At 53.2% G+C, this 23,759-nt stretch carries 22 protein-coding genes and 1 pseudogene; 7 read left to right on the top strand and 16 right to left on the bottom strand.

Annotation, left to right across the window (positions count from 1 at the left end):
* Positions 1-63 precede the first annotated feature (63 nt).
* The 7 genes from AC07SU_RS25165 to AC07SU_RS25135 all read right to left on the bottom strand — a co-directional run bounded on the left by AC07SU_RS25165 (position 64) and on the right by AC07SU_RS25135 (position 6,383).
* The gene (locus tag AC07SU_RS25165; RefSeq protein ID WP_494998552.1) at positions 64-1,674 is read right to left on the bottom strand and encodes a gamma-glutamyltransferase family protein; all 1,611 of its coding nucleotides are present in this window, start codon (positions 1,672-1,674) and stop codon (positions 64-66) included.
* A 17-nt stretch (positions 1,675-1,691) separates the two neighbouring features.
* The gene (locus AC07SU_RS25160; protein ID WP_494998551.1) at positions 1,692-2,783 is read right to left on the bottom strand and encodes a polyamine ABC transporter substrate-binding protein; all 1,092 of its coding nucleotides are present in this window, start codon (positions 2,781-2,783) and stop codon (positions 1,692-1,694) included.
* 20 nt (positions 2,784-2,803) lie between these two features.
* The gene (locus tag AC07SU_RS25155) at positions 2,804-3,583 is read right to left on the bottom strand and encodes an amino acid ABC transporter ATP-binding protein (RefSeq protein ID WP_494998550.1); all 780 of its coding nucleotides are present in this window, start codon (positions 3,581-3,583) and stop codon (positions 2,804-2,806) included.
* Between the two features lie 2 nt (positions 3,584-3,585).
* Positions 3,586-4,362: an amino acid ABC transporter permease gene (locus tag AC07SU_RS25150; protein WP_176998767.1), complete on the bottom strand. Its 777-nt coding sequence runs from the start codon at positions 4,360-4,362 to the stop codon at positions 3,586-3,588.
* Between the two features lie 11 nt (positions 4,363-4,373).
* Positions 4,374-5,180, bottom strand: coding sequence for an ABC transporter substrate-binding protein (locus tag AC07SU_RS25145; RefSeq protein ID WP_494998549.1), 807 nt, complete (start codon positions 5,178-5,180; stop codon positions 4,374-4,376).
* Between the two features lie 77 nt (positions 5,181-5,257).
* Complete coding sequence (locus AC07SU_RS25140) at positions 5,258-5,926, bottom strand: GntR family transcriptional regulator (protein ID WP_494998548.1); 669 nt, start codon at positions 5,924-5,926, stop codon at positions 5,258-5,260.
* A gap of 220 nt (positions 5,927-6,146) precedes the next feature.
* On the bottom strand, positions 6,147-6,383 hold the full coding sequence (locus AC07SU_RS25135; protein WP_494998547.1) for a hypothetical protein: 237 nt from the start codon (positions 6,381-6,383) through the stop codon (positions 6,147-6,149).
* Positions 6,384-6,692: 309 nt separating this feature from the next.
* Between AC07SU_RS25135 and AC07SU_RS25130 the strand changes: the two genes are divergently transcribed.
* Positions 6,693-6,944 (top strand): ECs_2282 family putative zinc-binding protein, encoded by a 252-nt coding sequence (locus AC07SU_RS25130; RefSeq protein WP_494998546.1) that lies wholly within the window; start codon positions 6,693-6,695, stop codon positions 6,942-6,944.
* Between the two features lie 74 nt (positions 6,945-7,018).
* Here AC07SU_RS25130 and AC07SU_RS25125 read toward each other — a convergent pair whose 3' ends face one another.
* From AC07SU_RS25125 to AC07SU_RS25115, 3 genes and pseudogenes are all read right to left on the bottom strand, one after another.
* A complete protein-coding gene (locus AC07SU_RS25125; RefSeq protein ID WP_494998545.1) occupies positions 7,019-7,240 on the bottom strand; it encodes a hypothetical protein in 222 nt (73 codons plus the stop codon).
* The gene (locus AC07SU_RS25120; protein ID WP_494998544.1) at positions 7,237-7,506 is read right to left on the bottom strand and encodes a hypothetical protein; all 270 of its coding nucleotides are present in this window, start codon (positions 7,504-7,506) and stop codon (positions 7,237-7,239) included. Before AC07SU_RS25120 ends, AC07SU_RS25125 begins: the two co-directional genes overlap by 4 nt.
* Before the next feature lie 17 nt (positions 7,507-7,523).
* A pseudogene (locus tag AC07SU_RS25115) lies at positions 7,524-8,686 on the bottom strand (IS3 family transposase).
* Positions 8,687-8,844: 158 nt separating this feature from the next.
* On the opposite strand from AC07SU_RS25115, the gene dndB reads away from it, so the two are divergent.
* The 6 genes from dndB (at position 8,845) to AC07SU_RS25085 (ending at position 15,825) form a co-directional block, all read left to right on the top strand.
* Positions 8,845-9,927: a DNA sulfur modification protein DndB gene (gene dndB / locus AC07SU_RS25110; RefSeq protein ID WP_494998543.1), complete on the top strand. Its 1,083-nt coding sequence runs from the start codon at positions 8,845-8,847 to the stop codon at positions 9,925-9,927.
* On the top strand, positions 9,924-11,450 hold the full coding sequence (dndC, locus tag AC07SU_RS25105; protein WP_494998542.1) for a DNA phosphorothioation system sulfurtransferase DndC: 1,527 nt from the start codon (positions 9,924-9,926) through the stop codon (positions 11,448-11,450). The genes dndB and dndC overlap by 4 nt, the downstream gene beginning before the upstream one ends.
* Positions 11,447-13,459: a DNA sulfur modification protein DndD gene (gene dndD, locus AC07SU_RS25100; RefSeq protein WP_494998541.1), complete on the top strand. Its 2,013-nt coding sequence runs from the start codon at positions 11,447-11,449 to the stop codon at positions 13,457-13,459. Before dndC ends, dndD begins: the two co-directional genes overlap by 4 nt.
* Positions 13,456-13,821: a DndE family protein gene (locus AC07SU_RS25095; protein ID WP_494998540.1), complete on the top strand. Its 366-nt coding sequence runs from the start codon at positions 13,456-13,458 to the stop codon at positions 13,819-13,821. The genes dndD and AC07SU_RS25095 overlap by 4 nt, the downstream gene beginning before the upstream one ends.
* 301 nt (positions 13,822-14,122) lie before the next feature.
* On the top strand, positions 14,123-15,208 hold the full coding sequence (locus AC07SU_RS25090) for a hypothetical protein (protein ID WP_494998539.1): 1,086 nt from the start codon (positions 14,123-14,125) through the stop codon (positions 15,206-15,208).
* 2 nt (positions 15,209-15,210) lie between these two features.
* On the top strand, positions 15,211-15,825 hold the full coding sequence (locus tag AC07SU_RS25085; protein ID WP_494998538.1) for a class I SAM-dependent methyltransferase: 615 nt from the start codon (positions 15,211-15,213) through the stop codon (positions 15,823-15,825).
* A 580-nt stretch (positions 15,826-16,405) separates the two neighbouring features.
* On the opposite strand, the gene AC07SU_RS25080 is transcribed toward AC07SU_RS25085, so the two are convergent.
* From AC07SU_RS25080 to AC07SU_RS25055, 6 genes are all read right to left on the bottom strand, one after another.
* Positions 16,406-17,176 carry a restriction endonuclease gene (locus tag AC07SU_RS25080; protein ID WP_494998537.1) on the bottom strand — a complete coding sequence of 257 codons (771 nt, stop codon included), beginning with the start codon at positions 17,174-17,176 and terminating at the stop codon, positions 16,406-16,408.
* A 395-nt stretch (positions 17,177-17,571) separates the two neighbouring features.
* The gene (locus AC07SU_RS25075; RefSeq protein ID WP_494998536.1) at positions 17,572-18,462 is read right to left on the bottom strand and encodes a hypothetical protein; all 891 of its coding nucleotides are present in this window, start codon (positions 18,460-18,462) and stop codon (positions 17,572-17,574) included.
* 3 nt (positions 18,463-18,465) lie between these two features.
* Positions 18,466-19,596: an AAA family ATPase gene (locus AC07SU_RS25070; RefSeq protein WP_494998535.1), complete on the bottom strand. Its 1,131-nt coding sequence runs from the start codon at positions 19,594-19,596 to the stop codon at positions 18,466-18,468.
* Positions 19,596-21,101 (bottom strand): FtsK/SpoIIIE domain-containing protein, encoded by a 1,506-nt coding sequence (locus AC07SU_RS25065; RefSeq protein WP_494998534.1) that lies wholly within the window; start codon positions 21,099-21,101, stop codon positions 19,596-19,598. The genes AC07SU_RS25070 and AC07SU_RS25065 overlap by 1 nt, the downstream gene beginning before the upstream one ends.
* Complete coding sequence (locus tag AC07SU_RS25060; protein WP_494998533.1) at positions 21,101-23,164, bottom strand: AAA family ATPase; 2,064 nt, start codon at positions 23,162-23,164, stop codon at positions 21,101-21,103. Before AC07SU_RS25060 ends, AC07SU_RS25065 begins: the two co-directional genes overlap by 1 nt.
* Positions 23,161-23,358 (bottom strand): hypothetical protein, encoded by a 198-nt coding sequence (locus AC07SU_RS25055; protein WP_494998532.1) that lies wholly within the window; start codon positions 23,356-23,358, stop codon positions 23,161-23,163. Before AC07SU_RS25055 ends, AC07SU_RS25060 begins: the two co-directional genes overlap by 4 nt.
* Positions 23,359-23,759: the final 401 nt, after the last annotated feature.

The following is a 23,759-nucleotide window of genomic DNA, read 5'->3' as shown; positions in this document are numbered from 1 at the left end:
GGGCTTGCCCCGTGCCGCGGTGTGTCAGGGTGAACCGCGGCGCCGGTGAAGGTTGGAGCCGGGTTACCACACCGCGATATGGGAATCTGTGCGAGGTTCGGTGCCGCCGCACAGCACTCCGCTGACCGGGTCGCGCAGGATGATCTGACCGCGGCCGTAGTCGGTGAGGTCACTGTCGATCTGCACCTTGTGGCCGCGCCGCGCCAGGGCGTTGGCGAGGTCGCGGGAGGCGCCCTGTTCGATGCCGACCTTCATGTCGCCCAGCCATTGCCAGCGCGGTGCATCCAGCGCGGCTTGCGGGTTGAGGCCGAAATCCACCAGGTTCATCACCATCTGCACATGCCCCTGCGGCTGCATGTAGCCGCCCATCACGCCAAACGGGCCGAGGGCCTGGCCGTCTTTGGTGAGGAAGCCGGGGATGATGGTGTGGAAGGTTTTCTTGCCCGGCGCCAGGCAGTTGGCATGGGCCGGATCGAGGCTGAATTCCTGCCCTCGGTTCTGTAGGGCAATGCCGCTGTCAGGCAGCACCACGCCGGAACCGAAGCCGTGGTAGTTGCTCTGGATGAACGAAACCATGTTGCCCTCGGCGTCGGCCGTGGCCAGGTACACCGTACCACTGGCATGGGGGTCGCCAGGTTTGGGCGGCTGGGCGTGCTCGCCGATCTGGGCGCGGCGCCGGCGGCTGTAATCATCACTGAGCAAATCCGCCACGGCCACGCGCATGTGCAGCGGGTCGGTGATGTAGTGCAGACCGTCGCTGTAGGCAAGCTTCATGGCCTCCAACTGGCGGTGCCAGGTCTGCTGGCTGTCGCGGTGATCGAAGCTGAAACCTTCGAGGATCTTGAGCGCCATCAACGCCACCAGGCCTTGGCCGCTCGGGGGAATTTCCCACACATCCACGCCCCGATAATTGATGTGGATCGGGTCCACCCACTGGGCGCGGTAGTCCTTGAGGTCGCTGGCCCGCAGGTAGCCGCCACTGGCACGCGAATGGGCGTCCAGGCGTTCGGCCAGGGCGCCGCGATACAGGCTTTCGCAACGGGTGGCGGCGAGTTCTTCGAGGGTGCGGGCCTGGGCCGGGTTGCGGAATATCTCCCCGGCGCGAGGTGCGCGGCCGTCCATCAGGAAGGTGTCGAACCAGGCATCCAGGGCCGGGTCACGGTGGGGGCTGAACTCATCCAGCGCGGCCTGCCACAGCTGGGCGATCACCGGCGACAGCGGGAACCCGTCACGCGCCAGGCGGATGGCCGGTTGCAGCAACTCGGCAAACGGCAACTGGCCGAAGCGCTGGGACAGCTCGGCCCAGGCCGATGGGCAGCCGGGCACAGTGACCGGCGTCCAGCCATACAGCGGCATCTGGTCGTGCCCCGCCGCTTTCACCGCCTCGATACTCAAGGCGGCCGGCGCGTGGCCGTTGCCATTCAAACCATGCAGCTGGCCCTTGCACCAGACCAAGGCAAACGCATCGCCCCCCAGGCCACAGCCGGTGGGCTCCACCACGGTCAACGCGGCCGCCGTGGCGATGGCCGCATCGATGGCGTTGCCGCCCTTTTGCATGATCTCGATGCCGGCCTGGGCGGCCAAAGGTTGGGAAGCCGCAACCATGCCGCGCCTGGCGAACACGCTCTGGCGTTGCGATGGATAGGGATACTCGTGAGCAGAAAATTTCAACATGGCAGGGACTCTTCGATTCATTGGCCGGACTTGATGCGGTTCCATTCCCGGGTCATCAGGCGCTGGATGTTTTCCGGCAGGTCGGCGGAGACAAAGGTGTGGTTGATCACGTCGTCACCGGGGTAGATGCCCGGGTTGCCACTGACCTTGGGGTCCATCAGGGGCGTGGCGTCTTTGTTCGGGTTGGCATAGCCCACGTAGTCGCTGACGGGCGCGATCACCTCGGGGCGCAGCAGGTAGTTGATCAAGGCGTGGGCATTGGTTGGGTTGGCGGCGTCCTTGGGAATGGCGAGCATGTCGAACCACAGGTTCACGCCTTCCTTGGGGATCAGGTAGCGGATGTCGATATTCTTACCGGCTTCCTTGGCGCGGCTCTGGGCCTGCATCACGTCGCCGGAATACCCCACTGCCACGCAGATATCACCGTTGGCCAGGTCGGCGGTGTATTTCGAGGAGTTGAAGTAGGTTACCGACGGGCGCAGCGCCATCAGCCGCGTCGAGGCCTGCTTATAGTCGTCGGGCTTGGTGCTGTTGGGGTCCAGGCCGAGGTAAAGCATGACCTGGGGGATGATCTTCACCGGCGCATCGAGGAACGCCACGCCGCAGCTTTTGAGCTTGGCCAGATTGGCCGGCTCGAAGACCATCGACCACGAATCCAGCACCGCGTCCTTACCCAGCACGGCGCGCACTTTCTCTGCGTTGTAGCCGATGCCCACGGTGCCCCACATGTACGGCACAGCGTAGCGGTTGCCTGGGTCGGCAGCTTGCAGGCGTTGCATCAGGCGCGGGTCGAGGTGCTTCCAGTTGTCGAGCAAATTGCGTTGCAGCGGCTGGTACGCACCGGCGCGGATCTGCTTGGACAGGAACTGGCTGGACGGCACCACCACGTCGTAGCCCGAGTGCCCGGAGAGCAACTTGGCTTCGAGCATTTCGTTGGTGTCGAAAATGTCGTATTGCACCTTGATGCCGCTGTCTTGCTCAAAGTTCTTCAGAGTGTCAGGGCCGATGTAGTCGGACCAGTTGTAGACCTTGACCACCGAGTCGGCAGCCTGGCCCATGGGCACAACAACGGCATAGCACAGCGCCGCAAACACGCTCGATAAACGCATGGCACAGTTCCTTGTAAGGGTCATAACACGCGGCTGAGAAAGGCCCGGGTACGGGGATGGCTGGGGTGGCTGAAGATCTGTTCCGGCGGCCCTTGTTCGATAAGCTCGCCCTGGTCGAGCACCACCACGCGGTCGGCCACTTCACGGGCAAAGCCCATTTCGTGGGTGACCACCACCATGGTCATGCCCTCCTCGGCCAGCTCCTTCATCACTTGCAGCACTTCGCCGACGGTTTCCGGGTCGAGGGCGCTGGTGGGTTCGTCGAACAGCATGGCCTGGGGTTTCATCGCCAGGGCGCGAGCAATCGCCACCCGCTGTTGCTGGCCGCCGGAAAGCATCGACGGGTAATGGCTGGCCTTGTCCGCCAGGCCCACCCGCGCCAGCAAGCCACGGGCCTGTTCCAAGGCTACGGCGCGTGGCGTGCCGAGCACGTGAATCGGTGCTTCGATGATGTTTTCCAGCGCCGTCATGTGAGGGAACAGGTTGAAGCGTTGGAACACCATCCCAATGTCGCGGCGCTGGCGGGCAATATTGCGTTCCGAGTCGCGCACCAGGCTGCCGTCGCTGCGTTCGCGATAGCCCATGGCGCGGCCGTTGACGCGGATGCGCCCGCCCTGGATGTCTTCGAGCAGGTTGATGCAGCGAATGAAAGTGGTCTTGCCCGAACCCGAGGCGCCGATCAGCACCACCACTTCGCCACGTCGTACTTGCAGGGAGATGCCCTTGAGAATCTGCAGGTCGCCAAACGACTTGTGCAGGTCGAGGGCTTCGATGATCAGTTCTTCACTTTGGTGCGCCATGGTCAGCGTCCTCTCAGCAGTTTCAAGGTGCTGCGCCCGAACATGCGGCTGGACGCGGGAGGCGGTGCGGAAGGTCGGTCGGACTGGCCGAAACGCGCCTCCAGCCAACGCTGGAAGAAGCCCCAGAGCGTGGTGAGCATCAAGAAGTAGATCGCGACCACCAGGTACAACTCGAACACGCGGAACGTCGCCGAGGTGACCATCTGGGTGCTGAGCAGCAACTCCTGCACGCCGATCACGCTGACCAGGGTGGTGTTCTTGAGCATCACGTTGAACTCGTTGCCCAGAGGCGGCACGATCACGCGGAACGCCTGGGGCAGCACGATGCGTCGCATCAACTTGGCAAAGCCCATGCCCAGGGAGCGCCCGGCTTCGTACTGGCCCTTGTCCACGGCACCGATGCCAGCGCGGATGATCTCGGCCATGTACGCGCCTTCATTGAGGCCCAGAGCGATGATGGCCGCCTGGATATTGCCCGGCACGATCAGGCCGAACAGCTCGATGTCCTCAAAGCGAAAAATCCCGCCCGCCGCCAGCGCCGTGTACAGGAACACGATCTGCACCAGCAGTGGCGTGCCGCGCATCAACCACACATAAAAGCGTACCGGCAGGTGCAGCAGCGGGTTCTTCGACAGGCGCAACAGCGCCGCCGCCAAGCCCAGCACGCAACCCAGCAGCATCGCCGACACCGCGATCAGGCACGTCAGCCAGAGCCCGGTGAGGTACACCCCGCTGGGCTGCAACAGGTACTGCCAGAACACATCCCAATTGAAGTTCATGGCTGGAAACCTCAGTCGAGAGTGTCGCTGCTGACATGCCATTTATTCAGCAACGCCACGTAGCTGCCGTCGCTGCGCATGTCGCTGATCACCTGCTGCACGGCGGCAGTGAGTTGCGGATCGTCCTTGCGCATGCCCAGGCCCGTGAGGATGCGGCTGAAGGCGGGTACGCCTTCCTGGAACAGGTCGGGGGCCATGGCGGCGTAGTAACCGGCAGTTTCCACGGTGGTGCCGTAGGCGTCGACCTGGCTGATGCGCAGGGCCTGGAAGGCATCGGTGTCGGTGTTGTAGACCACCAGCTTCATCGGCGGCTTGCTGGCCTTGGTGAGGGTGTCGTTTTGCGCGTCGAGCAGGGTCTTGATGGTGGAGCCGTTGAGCACCGCGACCTTGTGCCCGGACAGGTCATCCAGCGCCTTGATGCCTTTGGGGTTGCCCTTGGGCACCACCACCGACTGGCTGGAGTACATGTAGTTGACGATGTCGATCACCTGGCGCCGTTCGGGCTTGTCGAACAGTTGGTCGACGATCATGTCGCACTGCTGGGCGAGCAAGGCCGGCACCAGGCCGGAGAACGGAATCACCCGCCACTGCACTTGTTTGTCGCCCAGGCGCTTGGCGATTTCCAGGCCCAGGTCGACGGTGAGCCCGCGCGGTTTCTGCGCTTCATCGAAGGACACGAGGGGCGGTGAATCCATCCCCGAGCAGTAGACGAGTTTGTCGGCGTTCTTCAAGCGCTCCGGCACCTGGGGCGCAGCAGAGGCCCATTGGGTACAGATGCCGAGGGAGACAGCCACCAGCAAGGCGCGGCGTTTATGCATGACCAGACACTCCAGTTCGTTGGTTAACGGGGCAGGACTCAAAGTCAAAACACGGGTGGGCTTGGGCCCACCTCTGATTATTTTTCCGACTGCAAAAACTGGATCAGCGCCGGCACGGTGCCTTCGATGTGTTCGCGCACCACGGCTTCGGCGCGAGCGGCGTCACCGGCGCGAATCGCATCAAGGATCACCGCGTGTTCTTCGCGGGCACTGAGGGGTTTGTCACCGTGTTGCAGCCACAGGCGCATGGGCGCTTCCACCAGCGAGTACAGCGCCGAGATCTGCTTCATCAAGCGCGGGCGGCCGCTGAGGCTGCACAGGTATTCATGGAAGGCACGGTGGCGGCCGACCCAGGCGGCGCTTTCGTCGCGGTAGTCATCCATCTCGTCGAGCATGCGTTCCAGTGCGGCCAATTGGCGCTCGCCGATCCGGCTGACGGCCACACGTACTGCCAGGCCCTCGAGGGCGCTGCGCATCTCGAAGACTTCGTGCAACTCGTCGATATCCAGACCGCTGACGACGGCGCCGCGGTTGGGCCTGAGGGTGACCAGACCCTGGGCATCCAGGCGGCGAAAGGCTTCGCGCACCGGCATGCGGCTCATGCCTATTTCACTGGCGATGTCTTCGGCAATCAGCCGGTCGCCCTTGCGGTAGCGGCCACTGCAAATGGCATCAAGCAGGAAGTTGTAGGCCTCCTCCTCGGCGGTGAGGGGCTGGCGGTCAACGTAAGCGGGAGCAAATTGCATCGGCAGCACCTTTTGTATTTTTGTATCCAATTATCCATGAATGCAAAAGAGCAGGATGTGTGCCAACTGGGTGGGTGGTGAGGCAAGTGGTTGATTTGGATGGAATAGAAAAGATTTTCGGCTGATGGGGCGGAAGGCGGGCGTAGGAATCTGCTACCAAATGGCTCAGAAGATGCCCCATTGGTGGGCGGAGGTAACATGCCGGTCTATTGGTTTAGAATCACCGCATACCGCTGCTACCTGCATATCCAGCCTGCAAAACTACTTGCGTGAACTCCTTTTGAACTTTCTGAATAGTTTCTTCTTTCAGATTGTAAACGCGGATATCTGCTGAGTTTGGGGTTTTCAGATCTCCCCTCCGCACACCAAACCGGTTGCGCATGTCTGATAGGTCGAGCGCGCTCTCAGCATCGCCGACCTTGAGGCTGATTTGCCGCAGGTATTGGGGTAGGCTCATAGGTCACCAACAAGGATTTAGGCAAGGAAATGGGATACAAAAAACCTAGCGATTTCATCGATAAAATCATTCGGCACTGGCTAAACCGCATCTACAACAAGGATGGAAAACTCTTTCTTTCGATTGATTACTCGAAAATCTCACCGCCAGCCGGAACTGCACACTTTTCAGCTTCTAACGGCGGTTTTCGTGTTGTTTTCGAATGTGGTGGCTCCATAGGCATGGAGAAAAACCCATTCACATTCATTCGAGATCAGAACGACTAATCGTTCGCCTCAAGTGCCTACTGGGCGCTCACAGAGGGCGAGCTTGCTTGCAGTCGACTACCCTCCTGAATCCAAAACCGAGGAAGTAGGCAATATGGATGTGAAGGCGCAATGCGCAGGGTGCGGCAGTGAAGATCTGCAAATCACCCTTGATGAAAATCACGAAGCTGCTCATGACAGTGTTGTGAAATGTAAAGACTGCGGAAAAGAATGGTCTTTCGCTGAGTACAAAGAAAATATCGCAAAAAGCGCAGAAGAAGCGCTTAAGAAGATGCTTGGTGGTTTCAAGCTATGACGCGATTTTGACCGAGACACCGGTCTGCAGCAGTAACTCTTTGGCCGCATCTACTGCGGCCTTTTCATGATCGGTCATGCGCCACGCGCCCCCTCTGGCACATGCACGTAAAAGCATGCGTACGTTCCGCGCCCTCGCATCGTTTTGATCCAGGTATGCTCAGCACCACCAAGATTCCAGCGCGGCCTGTCTTTCACGGCCTCGGACATGAACAGATCAAGATCGTGATGGCCGCGACTCATGACGATGTAGGTGTCTTCGCCGACCGATTCGACTTCCAGTGGATATGCCTTCATTGGGAGACCTCTGCTAGTTTGAGTGCGACGTCGATGCGCTCGTACAGCTCGTCGCAGGTAAGGTGTTTGGCATCGGCCAACAACCCCTCCAGCACATCAACTCGGGCCTTAAATTGCATGCGATCCATGTCATAGATGTTATCCGACTGAGACACCATCAGATCAAACCGTTTGTTCTCGGTCTCCAGCACATCCGCCCGCTCATCCGCTGCGGTCAAGCCCTGATGCAGGGCGCGCTCACCGGCGAGCGCATTGTTCAGCTGCAACTGAAGGTCTGTAGTGCTCAGCTAATCCCGGACACGACGTTAAGTTTTTCCTCGGCCTGTGCTGGCGCCATCCCACCGTTGAATTGATGAGGCCGAATCCAGTTGTAGCGATGCATCAAAAAGTGGCAGATATCGCGCTGTGCCTCCTGCGCAGTTCGATAGCCCAAGACCGGTATCCATTTTGTTTTCACGTTGCGGAATACGCGCTCCATCGGTGCGTTATCCCAGCAGTTTCCTCGCCGGCTCATGCTCTGGCGCATACGGTATCGCCACAACCGTTGACGAAACAACCGACTTGCATATTGCGATCCTTGATCCGAGTAGAACAGCAGATCCGAAGGCCTGCCACGCTGCTCGTAGGCCATATCCAGTGCCTTGATCACCAGTTCAGCGTCTGGCTTTTCCGATAGCGCCCAACCCACGATCCTACGCGTGCAGAGATCCAGGACGACGGCCAAGTAATGCCACCTTCCTTGCGCCCAAATGTAGGTGATGTCGCCGCATCAGACTTGATTGGGGACAGGTACATCGAATTCACGGCTCAACGTATTCGGGATGTCGAGTCGTTCTACTGTTGCTCGTTTATAGGCGTGAGAGCCGGGTTGTTTGCTAACTAAGTCAAGCTCGCGCATCAAGCTGCGCACTTTGAATCGAGCAAGTTGCTCACCGTCTTCACGCATCAACGACAAGATGCTGCGACTGCCCGCAGCGCTTTGGCTTTGCGAGCACAGTTCACTGACGCGGCTACGCAATCGACGCCGCTCTACATCGGGCGTGCGGCATCGCAGGCGCTGAGCGTAGTAACACGAGCGGGTGACGGCAAACACCTTTCACAGCCAGTCTACCGGCTCATGGGCGCTCAACTGGTCAATCAGCGCGAACGCTCGTGATCTTCCGACATCAAGAGCGCGGTAGCCTTTTTTAGTATTGATTTCTCTCGCTCAAGCCGAGCAATCCGGGCGTCAAGCTCCTGGATTTCTTGCTGTTCTGGCGTCAGCGCCTTGCTCTGCGGGGTGATGCCTTTATGTTCTTTCTGAATCTGATCAACCCAGCGGCGTAATGCCGACTCGCCAATGCCGAGTAAGCGGCTGGCAGCGACGTAGCTGTAGTTTTGTTTGAGTGCGAGGTCGGCAGCCTCGCGTTTGAACTCAGGCATCAAGGAGCGGCGTTGTTTGATCATCTGACACCTCGATCTGGCGAGCATTCTCGCCTAAATGGGTGTCCGGTTTCATTTGACCACTACACAACGAGCCAGACCTACCATTCGGTCATCCAGCCTTGTATGTATGTTAAAATGATGCAAAATAACGTACCTACCGTAAAAAAACATGCGAATACATGATGACCTATATCCACTCCTTCCCCTGTGTTAGAGGCATTCAAGCCGGTAGGCCGTGCTACATAGCGATGTGCCCTATGCGCCTCGTGCCAAAGATCTTCATTTTTAACGAGGACAATGTGCCTGCGGATTTGCGCGCGCAACGCACATTGAACTTGGCTAGAGTTCCGGAGATTTCCGCATATTTGCTCGATAACCGCGACGACTACACTCTATCCGCAATCACCGCATCGGTTGATGGAGTCGTCCAATTCAATCCTGCTTCCGACACGGGCCCAGAACAAAGTATTGGCACACTGACCATACCGATGGAAGCTCAAATCCTTATCAACGATGGCCAGCACCGTCGGGCAGCCATTGAGCAAGCCATTCGGGAAAATCCAGAACTTGGATACGACAACATCCCAGTCCTTTTCTTTATTGATGAAGGACTCAATCGCAGCCAGCAAATGTTCGCCGATCTCAACAAGCATGCCGTACGGCCAAGCAACTCAATCAGCACCCTCTACGACCACCGCGACCAGATTTCTGATTTGGCCAGGTATCTAGCAAAAAATGTAGAAGTCTTTTCCAGGATGACTGAGCTGGAGAAGTCAAGTCTCTCACCTCGCAGCTCCAAGCTTTTTACCCTCAGTGCCATCAAAAATGCGTCCCGCGTCCTGCTGAAGAAAGGAAAAACTGACCTAATCGCGCAAAACGAGAGAGAGCTCGCTAAGTCTTTCTGGGAAGAGGTCTCTCTACAGATGCCCGATTGGATCAGGGCAAAAAACAAAGAGCTGTCGACGTCTGAGCTACGTGACAACTACATCCATGCCCACGGCGTGATGCTGCAAGCGATGGGACTCGTCGGGTCTGAGCTGATTATCCGCAAAGAATCCGAGTGGAAAAAAACCATCAGCCAGCTACACAGCATCGACTGGTCCAGAGCCAATCCTGAATGGGAAGGCCGGGCCATGGTTCACGGTCGGATCTCCAAAGCCACAACAAACGTTGCACTCACCGCCAGTCTCATCAAGAAGAAGCTTGGTGTCCCGCTGTCCACGGTTGAACGAGAGTTAGAAAACAGGTTTCCTCAACAATGAGTAATGATCAATTTCTCTATCCATCACACGATGACTTCGTCCAAGAAGCGATCATTGCTGGTAGACCATTAGCGGACGCTGTCCGCGAGCTTCAGAGCATATACAAGGCAGATAATCGCCCTTGGGTGGTAGGATTCAGCGGGGGTAAAGATTCCACCGTAATTCTTTCGCTCACTTACTACGCCTTGAAGATGTTGCAGCCTGAGGAGCGCCATAAGCATGTGTACGTGGTCTCCTCCGACACTCGAGTGGAGACCCCTGTAGTTGTTGATATGATTCGCCAGGTGCTTGATTCGGTAAACGCTCAGGCGATTCAGGATCAGCTTCCCATGACAGCCCACTCTGTCACTCCTGAAGTCGGCGAGACGTTTTGGGCCAACCTCTTGGGCAAAGGTTATCCAGCCCCAACCAAAGCATTCCGTTGGTGTACTGAGCGGATGAAAATTGACCCTGTCAGCGAGTTCATCAAGGACAAGGTAGCTCGCTTCGGCGAAGTCGTGGTTGTGCTTGGCTCCAGGCGAGAAGAAAGCTCCACGCGTGCCCAGGTAATCACACGACACAAAATCGATGGTTCTGCACTAGGTCGACACACGACATTGCACAATGCGTATACCTACATGCCCATTGAGCTCTGGCACGCTGATGATGTCTGGGAATATCTCATGAGCGCTGCCAGACCTTGGGGTGGTTCCAACCGAGTACTGTTTGAGCTCTACAAAGACTCCAATGCTGGAGAGTGCCCGCTCGTTATCGATACCAATACACCATCGTGCGGCAACTCGCGTTTCGGATGCTGGACCTGCACAGTCGTGACACACGACAAAGCGATCGAAGGACTAGTAAACAGCGGAGAGGATTGGATGCTACCGCTGCTCCAGTTCCGCAACCAACTGCATGCCAGCTCCCTGCCCGAAAATAAAACCGAATTCCGTAACTACAAACGTCGTACCGGGAAAGTGACCTTCGCAAGAGGGACTATCGATGACGACTCCAATACTGTCGCCAAGCACGTGCCTGGTCCGTACTGGATGAAATATCGCCGCGAGTGGCTGAAGCTGCTTTTGGAAATTGAGAAAGGCATTCGTGAAACCGATCGCGAAATCGAGCTGATCGGCCGCGATGAGCTGCAAGTGATCCGCCAACAGTGGCTCAAGGATCCAAATGAACCGGACTGGATTGATTCGCTTCCTAAAATCTACGGAGAGGTTTACCCCGAAGATATAGTCGAGTGGATCAAAAATGATGCCGGTGCGTTTACTGAACCTGATGCGGCCATTCTCAATGCACTTGAGGCTGAGCGCGGCGTGCCAGCTGTGCTGATCATGAAGCTCATTGATACCGAGTTGTCGTTCTCCGGACTCTCACGCCGAAAAGGCATTCTGGACGAGCTGCAGAAAGTCCTGGAGCAAGACTGGGGTGGACTGGACGAAGCATTGGAACGACGCGCAATACCTAAAGTTACCGACACGTACAAGACAGCTTTCGAATCTCTGAAAGCTGACATAGATGGCTTGCTGCAATGATTATTGACTCCCTTTCAGTACTAGATTTCCGCGTGTTTAGCGGAGCCCACGACTTTGACTTGGTTCCTAAGGTCAAAAGAGGCAAAAACGCGCCTATCGTTTTGTTTGGCGGCCTAAACGGCGGCGGCAAAACAACCATCCTGAGCGCGCTGAAGCTTGCCTTGTACGGCAAAGGCGTACTGGGCTCCGGCGCAACGGTTGCCGAGTACCATCAGTATCTTCGTGAATGCATACACAGAGCTCACAACAGCATCGCAAAGCCTACGCGAGCTGCTATCGAGCTGACCTTCCGCTATGCACAATATGGCGTTATTTCGAGCTATCAACTGACCCGTGATTGGTTTGTTGATCACGCTGGCAAGGTAAAAGAAGGCCTGATCATTTCAAGGGACGGACACGCCTTAACCGAGCTTTCCTATGATCAGGCACAAGCATTTCTCAACGAGCTGATCCCGATCGGCGTTTCCGAACTGTTCTTCTTCGACGGCGAAAAAATCGCGAGCCTTGCCGAAGAAACATCCGGAGATGCTTTGCGTGAGTCGATCAACAAGCTTTTGGGCTTGGATCTCATCGATAGATTGCACTCCGACCTCTCCGTTATTATCAGAGGGCGCTCGATCAAAAAGGCTTCTGAAGATCGCAAGCAAAAAATTGCCGATGCAGAACGGATATATAACGATCTGGAGCAGCAACTGGCAAAAATACGCGAAAAGCTTCTCCTCATGCGCGTGAATACTGTCGAGGCCAGCAAGAACCTTGGCAACATCGAAGCGAGCATCAATGCTCGCGGCGGCGCCTGGAGCGCCGCTAGGCAAGAGGAAACTGTCAACCTCGATGCATTGGTTAGCGAAAAAAAGGCTATAGAGCACACCCTGCATGACATGCTCAGCGGCCTGCTACCTTTCGCAATAACTCAAAGCCTCAACGAGAAACTGCTAGCGCAGATAGACGCTGAGCAACGCGCGGAAAAAGCGCAAGTACTCTCCGAATACTTGCAACGCCAGCAAAGCAATTTTCTAGCAGAAGTCGAATCTGCCTTGGCTATGACAAAGGATCAGCTCCCTGCCCTTCAAGATATCTTTCTAAGGACATTCGGCTCAGAAGTCTCGAACAGCGCGGAACAACAAACTCCAGTTCACGAGCTCTCGGACAGCCAACGTTTCAGTATCTCCCACCGGCTGCTGAAGGATGTTGGCTCACTGCAACAACGAGCCTCCGGCTTGGTGATGACGCTTCAGGAAACTGATAACCAAATCGAATCTGCCCGGGAAAATATCGCTAGAGCCCCCGATGAAAAAATACTAATCCCACTGTTTAACGAACAAGGGCAGTTACAGGGACGGCTGTCCGCTCTTGAGGACCAGAGATCCGTAATGGCTGAGGAGGCAAAAGCCCTCCTCGTCCGCCTCTCTGTGGCTGCACGCCAGTTAGACGATTTCTACACCGAAATAGCTGAGTCCCAAGAAGAGGAGCGCCTGACCGGGCTAGCACAAAATGCCAAAGACGTACTGAAAGAGTTCTCTACGCGCGCCCGAATTGAAAAGCTCAAAGAGCTCGAGTCGCAGTTTTACACCTCGTTCAATGGCCTGGCCCGCAAAGAAGATCGGAATCTCAGCATCCGGATTGATCCAAACTCCTTCGAGGTCGTTCTGATTGACGATGAAGGCGTAATACTCCGTAAAGAAGAGCTGTCGGCCGGCGAGAAGCAAATATTTGCAATCTCTATTTTGGAAGCGCTGGCCCGCACTTCAGGGCGAAGCCTGCCAGTTGTGATCGACACGCCACTAGGACGACTGGACTCGGTTCATCGTAAAAAGCTCGTGGAAAACTATTTCCCCAAAACGAGTCACCAAGTCATCATTCTCTCGACAGATACGGAAATTGACTACGCCTTCTATGAAGGCCTGCAAGGTAGCATTTCGCACTCTTATCATCTGGTATACAACCCAGAAACTCGCTCTACTCAAGCTGAGGAAGGCTATTTCTGGCGGTGGGCACAAGACGCATGAATGTATTTCCGCACAAATTTAAAATATCAGCCTCATCCACTGCGAAACTGAAGTTCCTAAAATCGAAAACAGGCCTGACGCCTAATATTTTGAGCAGATTTGCGATTGCGCTTGCACTGGCTGACGAGAATGGGCTTGGTAATGCTAGCGTATCAGACCTGGACGGGCAGGAATTCAATGCCCCAACTCTATTTGGCGAGCACTTGGATATCTACGAAGCACTACTTAGGCAGTTCATGCACCAAAGTTCATTAACGTGGGATCCAGTCAGGCATGTAGCGTCACTGATAGAAGTGGGCTTGCATAAAATGGGTCATGTAAGATCAGTTAAAGACGTCGCGCTTTTGATTACCAAGGAATGAATAATCCTGGCCTTACTAGATGAGCGTTTCCAAAAGCTAAAATATCGATTATTTCTAGTCTTCACTCACAAAGTCAAAGGTACTGCGCGGAGATATTTCCTCGCACCAACTTAGCGATCACTTACTCTGCGGCCGGTCAAACTATCAACATTCTGTATCTTTTCTCTTTACACCCGCGATGCTCCATTTACCCGCTCCAATCGTCCACGCGATCAGAAGCGGGTACAATCGCATCTATCATTTGTAGAAAAAATAGCGTAGCCATGGCTTAATGTTGACTCTTACCGATAGGAGATTCTCTATGAAAATCGGATTCAGCTTACTGTCCTTTCTCTTAATCATCAGCGGCTCACTATCAGCCGCTGAGCTCTCATCTCCAGGTAGTTCACTATCTAGTGTCCAGGTAGCTGAATCGACGAATCCGCCTTCGGCATCTCAGCCAACGGAATCGAAGCCTTCATCGGCTACGCCGCAATCAACAGAGTCGCAATATCGATCTGCGGCACAAACGCCCGCTGTACCTGTACCTGCCGCGCTATCACGAACTGAGACCGCACCACCATTAATCGGTGGAACAACAGTGGATCAGTTAATTCAAGCTCAGGACAGCCTCTTGGCAAAGCTGAGTTCGCTTTCACGCGAGAATGAAGAAATAAGCAAGAAAATTGATTCCTTGAAGCAATCAATGATCGAAAAACTTTACCCAGCAATCTTTGGCTTTCTGGGGATTTTGTTTGGAGGATTTTTAAATTTCTATTTACACAGAAGCCAGCTTTCGTACAATCGAGAGGACCGTAAAGAGAACTTTTCGTTCGAAGTAAAGCAAAAAATATTTGAGTACCGAAATAAGCAAAATAATGAATTTTACGGCCCACTTCTAATACTCCTAGCTCAAAGCAAAGAACTTAGCTCTCAGCTGCATGATCAAATTCAAAAATTCGATGGTATTCGTTATGCATACAGAACCAACATAACTCAATCTCTACCCAAGAAAACTTTACATGTCTTTACTGGAGGAAGAGCAATCCCATTCCGGCTAATCGAAGAACTTCCTCACCTGGGTAGGTATATAAAAGCCTCCCTTCCTCAGGTAGCAGTTATCATCGAAGTTGGAGAGCAGCTGTCTGCACTAATCGAGCGCTCATCTGGACTCGCAAATCCTAATAACCTGGAACTAAGTGGATGCCTTGGGAATTATCTTGCACACCTAAGAGCATTGAAAGACTCATACGTACAAGCCAAAGAATCAACCCCTTCTGAGCCGACCAGGCTGTATACTGCGGTATTTCCGCGCCAGATATATGACCTAGCGAAAAAAGATTATGACGATATAAACACTCAAATCTCCGAGTGGGAACTTCAATCCAAACCTGCTGTAGAGGCCTGAGCTTGAAAGCAATAATAGCAGACTCTGAAACCATAGACTATTATGAAAAATCATTCGAGACCTATGACTCAAAAACATTCCACCTAGACTTAAGTCCTCAATGGGATTTTTTCGCTAATACAGTAAGGCCTGGTGGGAAAATTCTAGATATTGGCTGCGGAACAGGCCGAGACATAATACACTTTAAAAATCTAGGGTTCTTAGTAGACGGACTGGAACCTTCAAAAAATATGGCATCAATTGCCAGCAAAAGGACGCACGCCAATATTTTCAACATCCCGGTGGAGAGCCTTGATGTTATAGAACACTATGATGGTATATGGGCATGCGCCTCCCTGTTACATGTTAAAAATGAGTCGTTCCCCTATGTTATCAAATCGATCCTGAGAGCCCTTAAACATGATGGCTATCTGTATATTTCGCTAAAAAAAGGTGACGAACAAATTCGATTAGAGGATGGAAGATTATTCAGTCTTTTTACAGAAGAAAAAATATCTAGAATTTTTGAAAATTTTCCTAACGCAAGCATTATTAAGTCTTGGTCAACTACAGATTCCGCAGGTCGCGGAGACGTGGTATGGTTAAATATAATGATAAAAAAAGAACAACCATTTTAAATGCGACTTAGGACTCACTCAATGTAGTGGAAATACCGGCTGCATCTCTAGAGGCGTTCACCTGACCTCCCAGCTCCCCGGTAATAAACATTTATTGACCGACCACCTGGAACGAAATAATTGAGGGTATCGCGCCTTAAGTCTACAGTAGCAGCTCGGACTATATTGATTCGCATCGCTATGTGGCCAAAAGCCAAACTGGCTAGATAAGTGTTTTTTGTTCCTTCGATTAGAAGATTTCATAGCAGTGCGCAACACACGTCGTTTGACATCAGTGCAATAAAAGCACAGAAGTTTGAATAGTGATTTCTGTACCGCATCGGCCTCCAGTGGGCATAATTGTATGCCAATCCTGTACGAGCTGGGCTTTAAACGACTTTGGGTAAGAGCTTCGTTGACGCATAAACACTTTGGCGATAAGGGTGATCGCGTCCGCTAAAAAATAGTCGGACACACATCGCCCTTAATGCTGAGATTCTGAAGGTGCGTTCGATGGCCGATGACAAAACTCTTGCACATCAAACAGGCCCCATGAAATAGCGCCTCATGATCTCCGACCCTCTTTATACATAAAGCACGTTTAGTTCTCATGTTCTCCCAGTGCAAGATCAAGTGCATAGGAAGGAATTGAAAGCATATCGACTTGAACCCCGAACTCCTTCTGAATCATTAAATCCACGATGGATTCTCCATCAACAAGGATAATGGGTACCGCTCCACGCTTAATAGATGCAAATATTGCACCTGGCGAAAATGACGCCGTAGTAAAAAACAATCCTTGTTCGAAATCTCCCTGTGCTGCGCCACGAAACCTATCAATTTCTGGACGCTGTATATTACCTTTCGTCCATCGTTTGCATTGAAATGCAACATTCAGACTGGCGAGCCCAACCTTTAACTTTCCGTACCCGTCGATTCCCCCATCGCTAGAAGTTCTTGTGACAGCAGTGTCGTGAAACCCATATACATCCATTAACTTTTTCGCAAATAATTCAAATGCAGAAGGTGACATCCCCTTGAGATCATCTAATATCTTTTTTTTCAGCTCAACTATGTATTTTTCATGTAAAGCTTGAAGCTCGAGGAGACTGAGTGCGTGAGAATCTTTAACTTTTTGACCTATCGATGACTCTTCGACTTTATTTTTGCACTGAGATGGCGTGGCAGCACTCAATGGCCTATAACGATTCTCCCCAACGAGGGTAAAGTATTTAGTGGGAGAGGAGCTTGGAAAGACAATTCCTTCACAGTGGCGTCGAATTTGGCTACGAACAACGTGTCGAGGGTTGTCTGCATGAAACGTGTATAGACCGGCCTCAATTATTGCATAGTAAGCCTCATCCGCAGTCATAGGAAAACTCTGACTGCTCATTACGAAGCGAATAGCTTCTGTTATTGTCATGCCCAAAACCCAATTGAATTTGCCAATAAAGACATCTCAACACCAATAAAATGCACAGCGATTATTGCTCAGCCAGTTTCACTCATCTTGTCGGAATTACCTATCCGATACGTGCACATCGTGTGACCGAAACCATCTACGTGCGCGGCTAGCAACCTCTGGGAAAGCACAAGCAAATCGAGTTCCTGAGTTAAGAACGAACCAGCTGAAAATCTGGTACAGCGCACGCATCCTAGCTACCATTCCACTCGCGATAGACTATTCGAGCAGTTTCCGTAGGAGATTTTTATAGGAAACCTTCACCTTAGACCTAATAGTACTCTACCCCCTCCTACGCCTTTATCTCAATACACTGAAAGGCGCTGCCTTGCTTGCTCCAGCACTCTTTCAAACTCTTGAGGTCGACGTCCTAGGGTACCTTGCAGTGTAGAAAGCGTCCATTTTGACGCCTCTCTCAACGTGAGAGTATGCGTGAGACGCTGCAGTAGGCGCTTGGTATCTACATACCGCAGATAAATTGGCAATTGTTCGGTTGGATCAGTAGGCATTTGCGATTTGATCGAATTTATTAAACCGATGACCTCGGTCGCCACGTTGTGCTCTTCTTGATCCAATGATTGCAGTTTCTGTGCTATACCATCTCTTACAGCAGGATCGGCGACGCTGCACATGAATCCAGCAGGAACTTTTGTTCCCGCCCGGTGACTGGCGGCAAAAAACGGTGAGGCATCGAGTAAGAGATTACAGTCTGCCAGGGTTCTGGAAAGTGCAGTATCCACCTCAACCTGTGACCCGGGCGGATTGCGGTGGCAGGCCTCAATCCATCGCCCAAGCAGATCATGGTCTAGCAGATAAGCCTCAATCTCCCAACGTGAGGAGACATGCACACTCCCATTAGCAGTATTATAGGTAAGTGCATCATTCTCAAACTGATATAGCGCTGCCCAGTTATGCTCGCGAAAAAAAACATCGCGATCAACAATACCGATTGTGGGAACGCCATCTACATTGATGCTGTGCTCAACCGCAGCCTGGACACTAGTACAACCACTACCAGCGACGACACTGCGGGCTTCAACAAACTCGAAAGAATCAAGCAACGACATGAACCAGAAGCGATAGAAAAGATCCACATCATCTCTACCCTCCAGTACAACTCGGATCAGACAAGATTGATGCGCCTCAATCTGGTGAACGGAATCAAACTCATCGAATGATTGGAGTTCAATAGACATGCTCTACACCTTAAGTTTTGGTTTGAGCAGAACACCACCCTTAATAAGTCCGGGCTCAACCAATTTCGGAGCAAGTACACGTAACGAGTCGACCTGATGAGAAGTCAATACGAACGAAAGACCTGGATGCTCTTGTGCCCACTGTTTTATCAACTTCATAAGCCGACGTCGCATGACCAGGTGCAAATGCTGTTCGGTTTCATCGATAAGCACGATTGTCGATCCGGTCATGTGACTGGCGATACGAACGAGGAGTTGCACTAGTTGGCGTTCGCCGCTACTGAGTTGATCGATGCGGTGCACACCGGACTCCACCTCCACTGGAACAGATAATGTGGGACGATCTACTGCTCCGAGCCTTTTTATCCCTCTGAAAATCAAACGGTTGACCAGCTCCCGGCACTCTTCCTCCCTGCCATCGTCTAGCCAAGCAAACCAGACGAACAGATTGTCGATTGAAGCGTCCCACCTTTCACCATCCGCACCAAAACGATGCGCGGCACGATACGACCAGCCGCTTGGGCATGTGACCGCTCTCTCTGCCTCTGGCGGTCTACGAATTCCTCGATCAGATGGAAAATAAAGAACTGACGGATATCCGTTAGCCGAATCAAATAGTGCAGCCGGTGGTTCACCGGCGCGCTCTAGAATCGCCTCAGCGAAGGCTAATGCCTCATGGTCCGATTCAGCGCTGCGTTCCAACCCCGGTCCGTTGATGCGATTTTTGAACGATAAGAAAATTTGCTTTTCGACACCAATCCCTTCTAGAGCATCGGCTGTCCAGCGTTTCAACAGCCCGGGGCGACCAACAAATATCGACAGAAGATAAACCTTAGATCGAGCGCCATCATCAAGAGCAACTCGAGCGTCAAGCTGCAGCCCGCCATCCTTACTATCAATATCATCAATCCCGGTGCCTACATGTTCACGCGCATCCAGTAAGCGCATGCCAGCATAAATTGACTCAAGGACCGTAGTCTTACCAGCCCCGTTGGTCCCCATGATCATGAAGATATTCGTAGCTCCCCCTTGTCCATCCCTTAACAAGAACGACTTTTGCCCCCGAAGCGCTCCCAGATCTAACAGGGTTAATTCCAACAATTCGAATCGGGTGGGCCTCAACTTCATGGCCATTACTTGCTCCTTGTAGATAATGCGGCCCTGACTTCTGAAGGACTGACTTTTACACCGTGAGCGCGCACGGTAGCGCGCCCAGAAAGTTTGACCAGCATGTCGCCACGCATAAGCAGCTTCTCTGCGCCTCCCTCGTCAAGAATGATGCGCGAGTCCGAAGCTTTCTGAACCGTCAGGGCAATTCGTGCAGGCACATTTGCACGAAGCAACCCGGAAAACGTTGCAGCTTCAGGACGCTGAGTAGCAAGCACTAAATGAATGCCGGTCGCACGAGCCTTCTGAGCCAGACGTACGAGTGGTTCTTCTGCACCTGTCCGACCCAACATAAAGTCTGCCAACTCATCGATAACCACCACCAAACGCTCCACGGGAACGCCCAAAGCCTGGGCCTCAGCAATGTTCCGAACGTTGTTTCTGCGCAATAGCTCCTGACGTTCCTCCATCTCGATGACAACCTCCCGCAAGGCTTCAATTGCTATTGCCATGTCCGTAATAACGGCGCCTGTTCTTAAACGGGAATAGGTGTTGAAATCGCTGAAGTCGACTCCCTTGGGATCGATCATCAAAAGCTCGGGGGGTCGAGCAGAGATCACCAGGGAAAGCAAAAGAGCATTCAGACACACACTTTTACCGCTACCAGTTGCCCCGGCAACAAATAAATGCGGAGCCTCTGCGAGATCGAAAATAATCGGCTGCCCCAGTACATCAACGCCAGGCGACACAGGCATGGCTTCAGCGCGATTGACTAGTGCCGTTCCAATGGACTGCCAAGTAACTTCATGCCATAGAGCACCAGGTCTGGGAACATCCAGTATCACACGCCGCTCACCGAAGTCCTTAGATAACCCGATACCTGTATTACCCAAGCCGATTGCAAATGCCAAATCATCTAGGCCACGCTTCAAGCGGTCGTAATCTTCAACTCCGGCTAGCGTCAACTGGAAGCGCGACAGTCGCGGCCCCTCTTGAACATCGGCAGCCGCTGTAGCAGCAATACCCAACTGCTTCAATCCCTGTGCCAAGGTCGCAAAATCCAAAACGCTTAAGCCATCAGCTGCGTCCTGCGCATGCTCGGCGCGCTCGGCATTTACGTATAGCTCATCCAGAAGATAATCGTAGAAACTGCGAGCTGGAGTCCAAGCACCTCGCATGAACTCTAGGCCACGTCGAGCGTGTCGCTGTACAAGTTCGACGTAGCGCCGATTGTTGTCAAACAGCTCTTCATCATGAATCACACCCAAAAGAATTCTGAGTGCGTCGTCGTAATTTTGGCTCTCTTCTTTTCCCAAGCCCGTAATCTGCTCGATACTGAGCTCACTGCCACGATCCCCTCTCTTTGTGGATGGTGGGCCATACCTCTCATCTGGCTCCCCTCCCATCTTCAATGATTGAGCAATCGCGAAGCGGACAACCCACCAGTAGTGCCCGCTAGGTTGATGTAGACCGTCACGCAGAACGGTTTCAAAGAAAGATCTTTCATCAGGAGAGAAGTACAGGCTTATCATCAGCTTGAAATCCCGTTATAGCGCGCCCTATCGATCTCTTCGATCCTTGCTCGCGTCCCGCCGTCATTTTTAATCTCGTAACGACGCCGAATACGCTCGCCTAAGTGACAAAGAACGTCCTCGTCCATTTCACTATTGGTTGGCAGCAGTAAAAGTGGCCTTCCGGCCTTTGGGAAGTACTCGCTCATAAGCAAAGCTCGATTCTCTCGATCAATTCTTCCCAAAGGGGTATCGATTACCACCGGCAGATCCCGCCCCGCCTCATCCCTTAGAGCCCACAGCATTCCCATAGCAACAAGCTGTCGCATGCCTGCAGAGATACTCCTACGCGCTACCTCCTCGAGTTGCTCATCGAAGTATTTCATCGCGAACAAGTCATCGAGAGTTACTGATTTGATCAGTTGACTAGGTGCCAGAAGGATTCCAATCCTTTCATTCAGATGCTGCTCCACCGATTGGCGGATGTATGTCCTACGCCTATCGCGGTATGCCTCGAGGGCACGCCTGACCTTTACACTCAATTGATAGGCCTGGTTCTCTTTTGTCACTGATTCATACTTTTGCTCACATTGGCGAATGCGCTGCTTGGCTTGCTCTGCGTTTTCCAGAGTCTGCCGCTCCTTAACCCTAAGTTCGGCAAGCCTTTCATTGAAGTCACGAACCTGCTGATCGAGCTCTAAAATCGTTTGGCTCAACGAATCAAACTGATTCCTGGCTTCGTCAGTTGTGAGCTCGGCTTCATCCAGATCCCGCCGTGCTTGCTCAGCTTCTTGGGCGAGTTGTCTCAAAAGGCGAAGCTTCTCGACATGAGATGACACCAAGGTCGGACCTCGCTCTGTCCATATTAAGTACCGATCTCGCAGGAGTTTTGCTTGGCGAGGACTCAACGCAGAAAGCAGGGGGCTTACATGTGCTCCGACCGCAAGCCCTCTCCTCACCAGAGCTTCTTTGATATCCAAAGAAAAATTTTCGTACTGTGAATTTGTCAGCATGACCGGAGGACTTAAATGGGCCAAGCTACCTTTTAGGGCTTCCGGCAGCTCTCCATGAAGCTTTGCAGACAACGACAAATCCGTGCTGGTTGAAAACTGATCATCCAACAAGTTATAGGCGTCTCGGACCGCCGATAAATTAGTTAGCCAAGGAGCTTCTGGTGCTAGCAGTTCGGAGAGCTCGGCATCTAGCTTTTCGCTCTGGGAATTTATAACTTCTATCCTGTTGACCATACGTCGACGGTCTGACTCGGATATTCCAGTACGCAAGGCGTTGCGCTGATCGTCAAGACGTGTCCGCCTACGCTCTAAATCGGAGTACTCAGCTTCAATGTCCACCCGTGAACGTTGAAGCGACTCAATCTGGGCCTCGGCCGAGCGAAGGTCATTCTCTGCTTGTACAACCTGACTTTGAGCATCCGCCGGCAAACCTGAACGGCGTTTGCTTTTGCCATAGCCCTCTAACTCGCGAAGAATGTCTCCGATGAAAGATAGCTTCAGTAAGCGCTCTATCTCGGCACGCTCACGCCCCTCCTCTGCATCTGCAAACGATTGGACTTGCTCGCCGTCAAAGAAGTAGAAAGGCACAATTTCGCTAGGGGCCAACCCTGAGAGGAATGACTCGGCCTCTTCAGGGGCGAGCTGCTCTGCACCTCGAATGACTATCAGCCGCTCGACAAATCCCGCGGTTGTGTTGGATCTGGAGAAGGTGCGTTCAATCTTTACTTTCAGCGTTCCTTGAGTCCAACAAAGCATCGCACGTGCATGGTCGTCGGCATCGCGTGCACCTTTGTTGAATACACCATACCAGCGGCCCGGCTGACCTAGTACAAATTGCTTTGAGCTTAATGGAGCTCCACCAAAGCCTACCCTGCGAATCTCTTCGTTATCAGAACCTAAAAACAAGAGTTTGATAGCATTCAGCAGGCTCGTCTTCCCGGCACCATTGCGTCCAGAAATGACGACCATGTTGCGTTCAGCGGTGCAACCGCTCAAGTCAATTTGGCTGAGCCCTTCGTAAGCGAAGATATTTTCGACTTCCAGCGAAGTGAACTCAATAGGAGCACTCACGATTTACTCTGCCTTAAGGCTGCTTGGTCTAGGATATGACCAACGTGGCGAGAGAACTCTGCCTTCGCACCGTAAGTGGAAAAGGTGGTAAATTTTTCAGCTAGTCCAAGCAGCTCTTCGAGAACATCTGGGTCAACGCCAAACTCCGCAGACGCTTCAGCGATCAGCTCGCGGTCCTTGTTCTCACCGGTCATCCGGCCCTCCCCCCTAATCACCATGTCAGAACTAATGGAAATCCCTTTGAAACGGCGTAACACGTGTTATGAAGTAGAGCCGCCAAAGCATGATGCCACAAGGCATTCTGCGTATAGGATGAACGGCAACCGTCTCTGCTGCAAGTCGCCTAGTGGTTTAACTTGTATGACGATAACCTTGCGTTCAAACAACACATCCACAACAGGGGCTAGCGCACCACAGCTCCATCAAAAACCAACTCCACTGCAATGGTGCGGTCGCAGGGAAGATGTCGAACGGTCCAAACCTTACTTCGGCGCATGACCGCGAGGTTGAACGCCGAACCTGATTGCGTGCGGTAGGTTCGCGTTTCGCCGCGCTACCCCCACTACCGATTCAGCCTCGGACATCGCCGAAGCCG

It is taken from the genome of Pseudomonas sp. GW821-FHT05H12, from assembly GCF_059419385.1.
The sequence above is the reverse complement of the archived record's forward strand: the minus strand, read 5'-3'. Positions and strand labels throughout refer to the sequence as shown.

Excerpts from the sequence above, each read along its gene's own strand:
- AC07SU_RS25165 (WP_494998552.1), bottom strand. The coding sequence starts at position 1,674 with ATGTTGAAATTTTCTGCTCACGAGTATCCCTATCCATCGCAACGCCAG.
- AC07SU_RS25160 (WP_494998551.1), bottom strand. The coding sequence starts at position 2,783 with ATGCGTTTATCGAGCGTGTTTGCGGCGCTGTGCTATGCCGTTGTTGTG.
- AC07SU_RS25155 (WP_494998550.1), bottom strand. The coding sequence starts at position 3,583 with ATGGCGCACCAAAGTGAAGAACTGATCATCGAAGCCCTCGACCTGCAC.
- AC07SU_RS25150 (WP_176998767.1), bottom strand. The coding sequence starts at position 4,362 with ATGAACTTCAATTGGGATGTGTTCTGGCAGTACCTGTTGCAGCCCAGC.
- AC07SU_RS25145 (WP_494998549.1), bottom strand. The coding sequence starts at position 5,180 with ATGCATAAACGCCGCGCCTTGCTGGTGGCTGTCTCCCTCGGCATCTGT.
- AC07SU_RS25140 (WP_494998548.1), bottom strand. The coding sequence starts at position 5,926 with ATGCAATTTGCTCCCGCTTACGTTGACCGCCAGCCCCTCACCGCCGAG.
- AC07SU_RS25135 (WP_494998547.1), bottom strand. The coding sequence starts at position 6,383 with ATGAGCCTACCCCAATACCTGCGGCAAATCAGCCTCAAGGTCGGCGAT.
- AC07SU_RS25125 (WP_494998545.1), bottom strand. The coding sequence starts at position 7,240 with ATGAAGGCATATCCACTGGAAGTCGAATCGGTCGGCGAAGACACCTAC.
- dndB (WP_494998543.1), top strand. The coding sequence starts at position 8,845 with ATGATGACCTATATCCACTCCTTCCCCTGTGTTAGAGGCATTCAAGCC.
- dndC (WP_494998542.1), top strand. The coding sequence starts at position 9,924 with ATGAGTAATGATCAATTTCTCTATCCATCACACGATGACTTCGTCCAA.
- dndD (WP_494998541.1), top strand. The coding sequence starts at position 11,447 with ATGATTATTGACTCCCTTTCAGTACTAGATTTCCGCGTGTTTAGCGGA.
- AC07SU_RS25095 (WP_494998540.1), top strand. The coding sequence starts at position 13,456 with ATGAATGTATTTCCGCACAAATTTAAAATATCAGCCTCATCCACTGCG.
- AC07SU_RS25090 (WP_494998539.1), top strand. The coding sequence starts at position 14,123 with ATGAAAATCGGATTCAGCTTACTGTCCTTTCTCTTAATCATCAGCGGC.
- AC07SU_RS25080 (WP_494998537.1), bottom strand. The coding sequence starts at position 17,176 with ATGACTGCGGATGAGGCTTACTATGCAATAATTGAGGCCGGTCTATAC.
- AC07SU_RS25075 (WP_494998536.1), bottom strand. The coding sequence starts at position 18,462 with ATGTCTATTGAACTCCAATCATTCGATGAGTTTGATTCCGTTCACCAG.
- AC07SU_RS25070 (WP_494998535.1), bottom strand. The coding sequence starts at position 19,596 with ATGGCCATGAAGTTGAGGCCCACCCGATTCGAATTGTTGGAATTAACC.
- AC07SU_RS25065 (WP_494998534.1), bottom strand. The coding sequence starts at position 21,101 with ATGATAAGCCTGTACTTCTCTCCTGATGAAAGATCTTTCTTTGAAACC.
- AC07SU_RS25055 (WP_494998532.1), bottom strand. The coding sequence starts at position 23,358 with ATGACCGGTGAGAACAAGGACCGCGAGCTGATCGCTGAAGCGTCTGCG.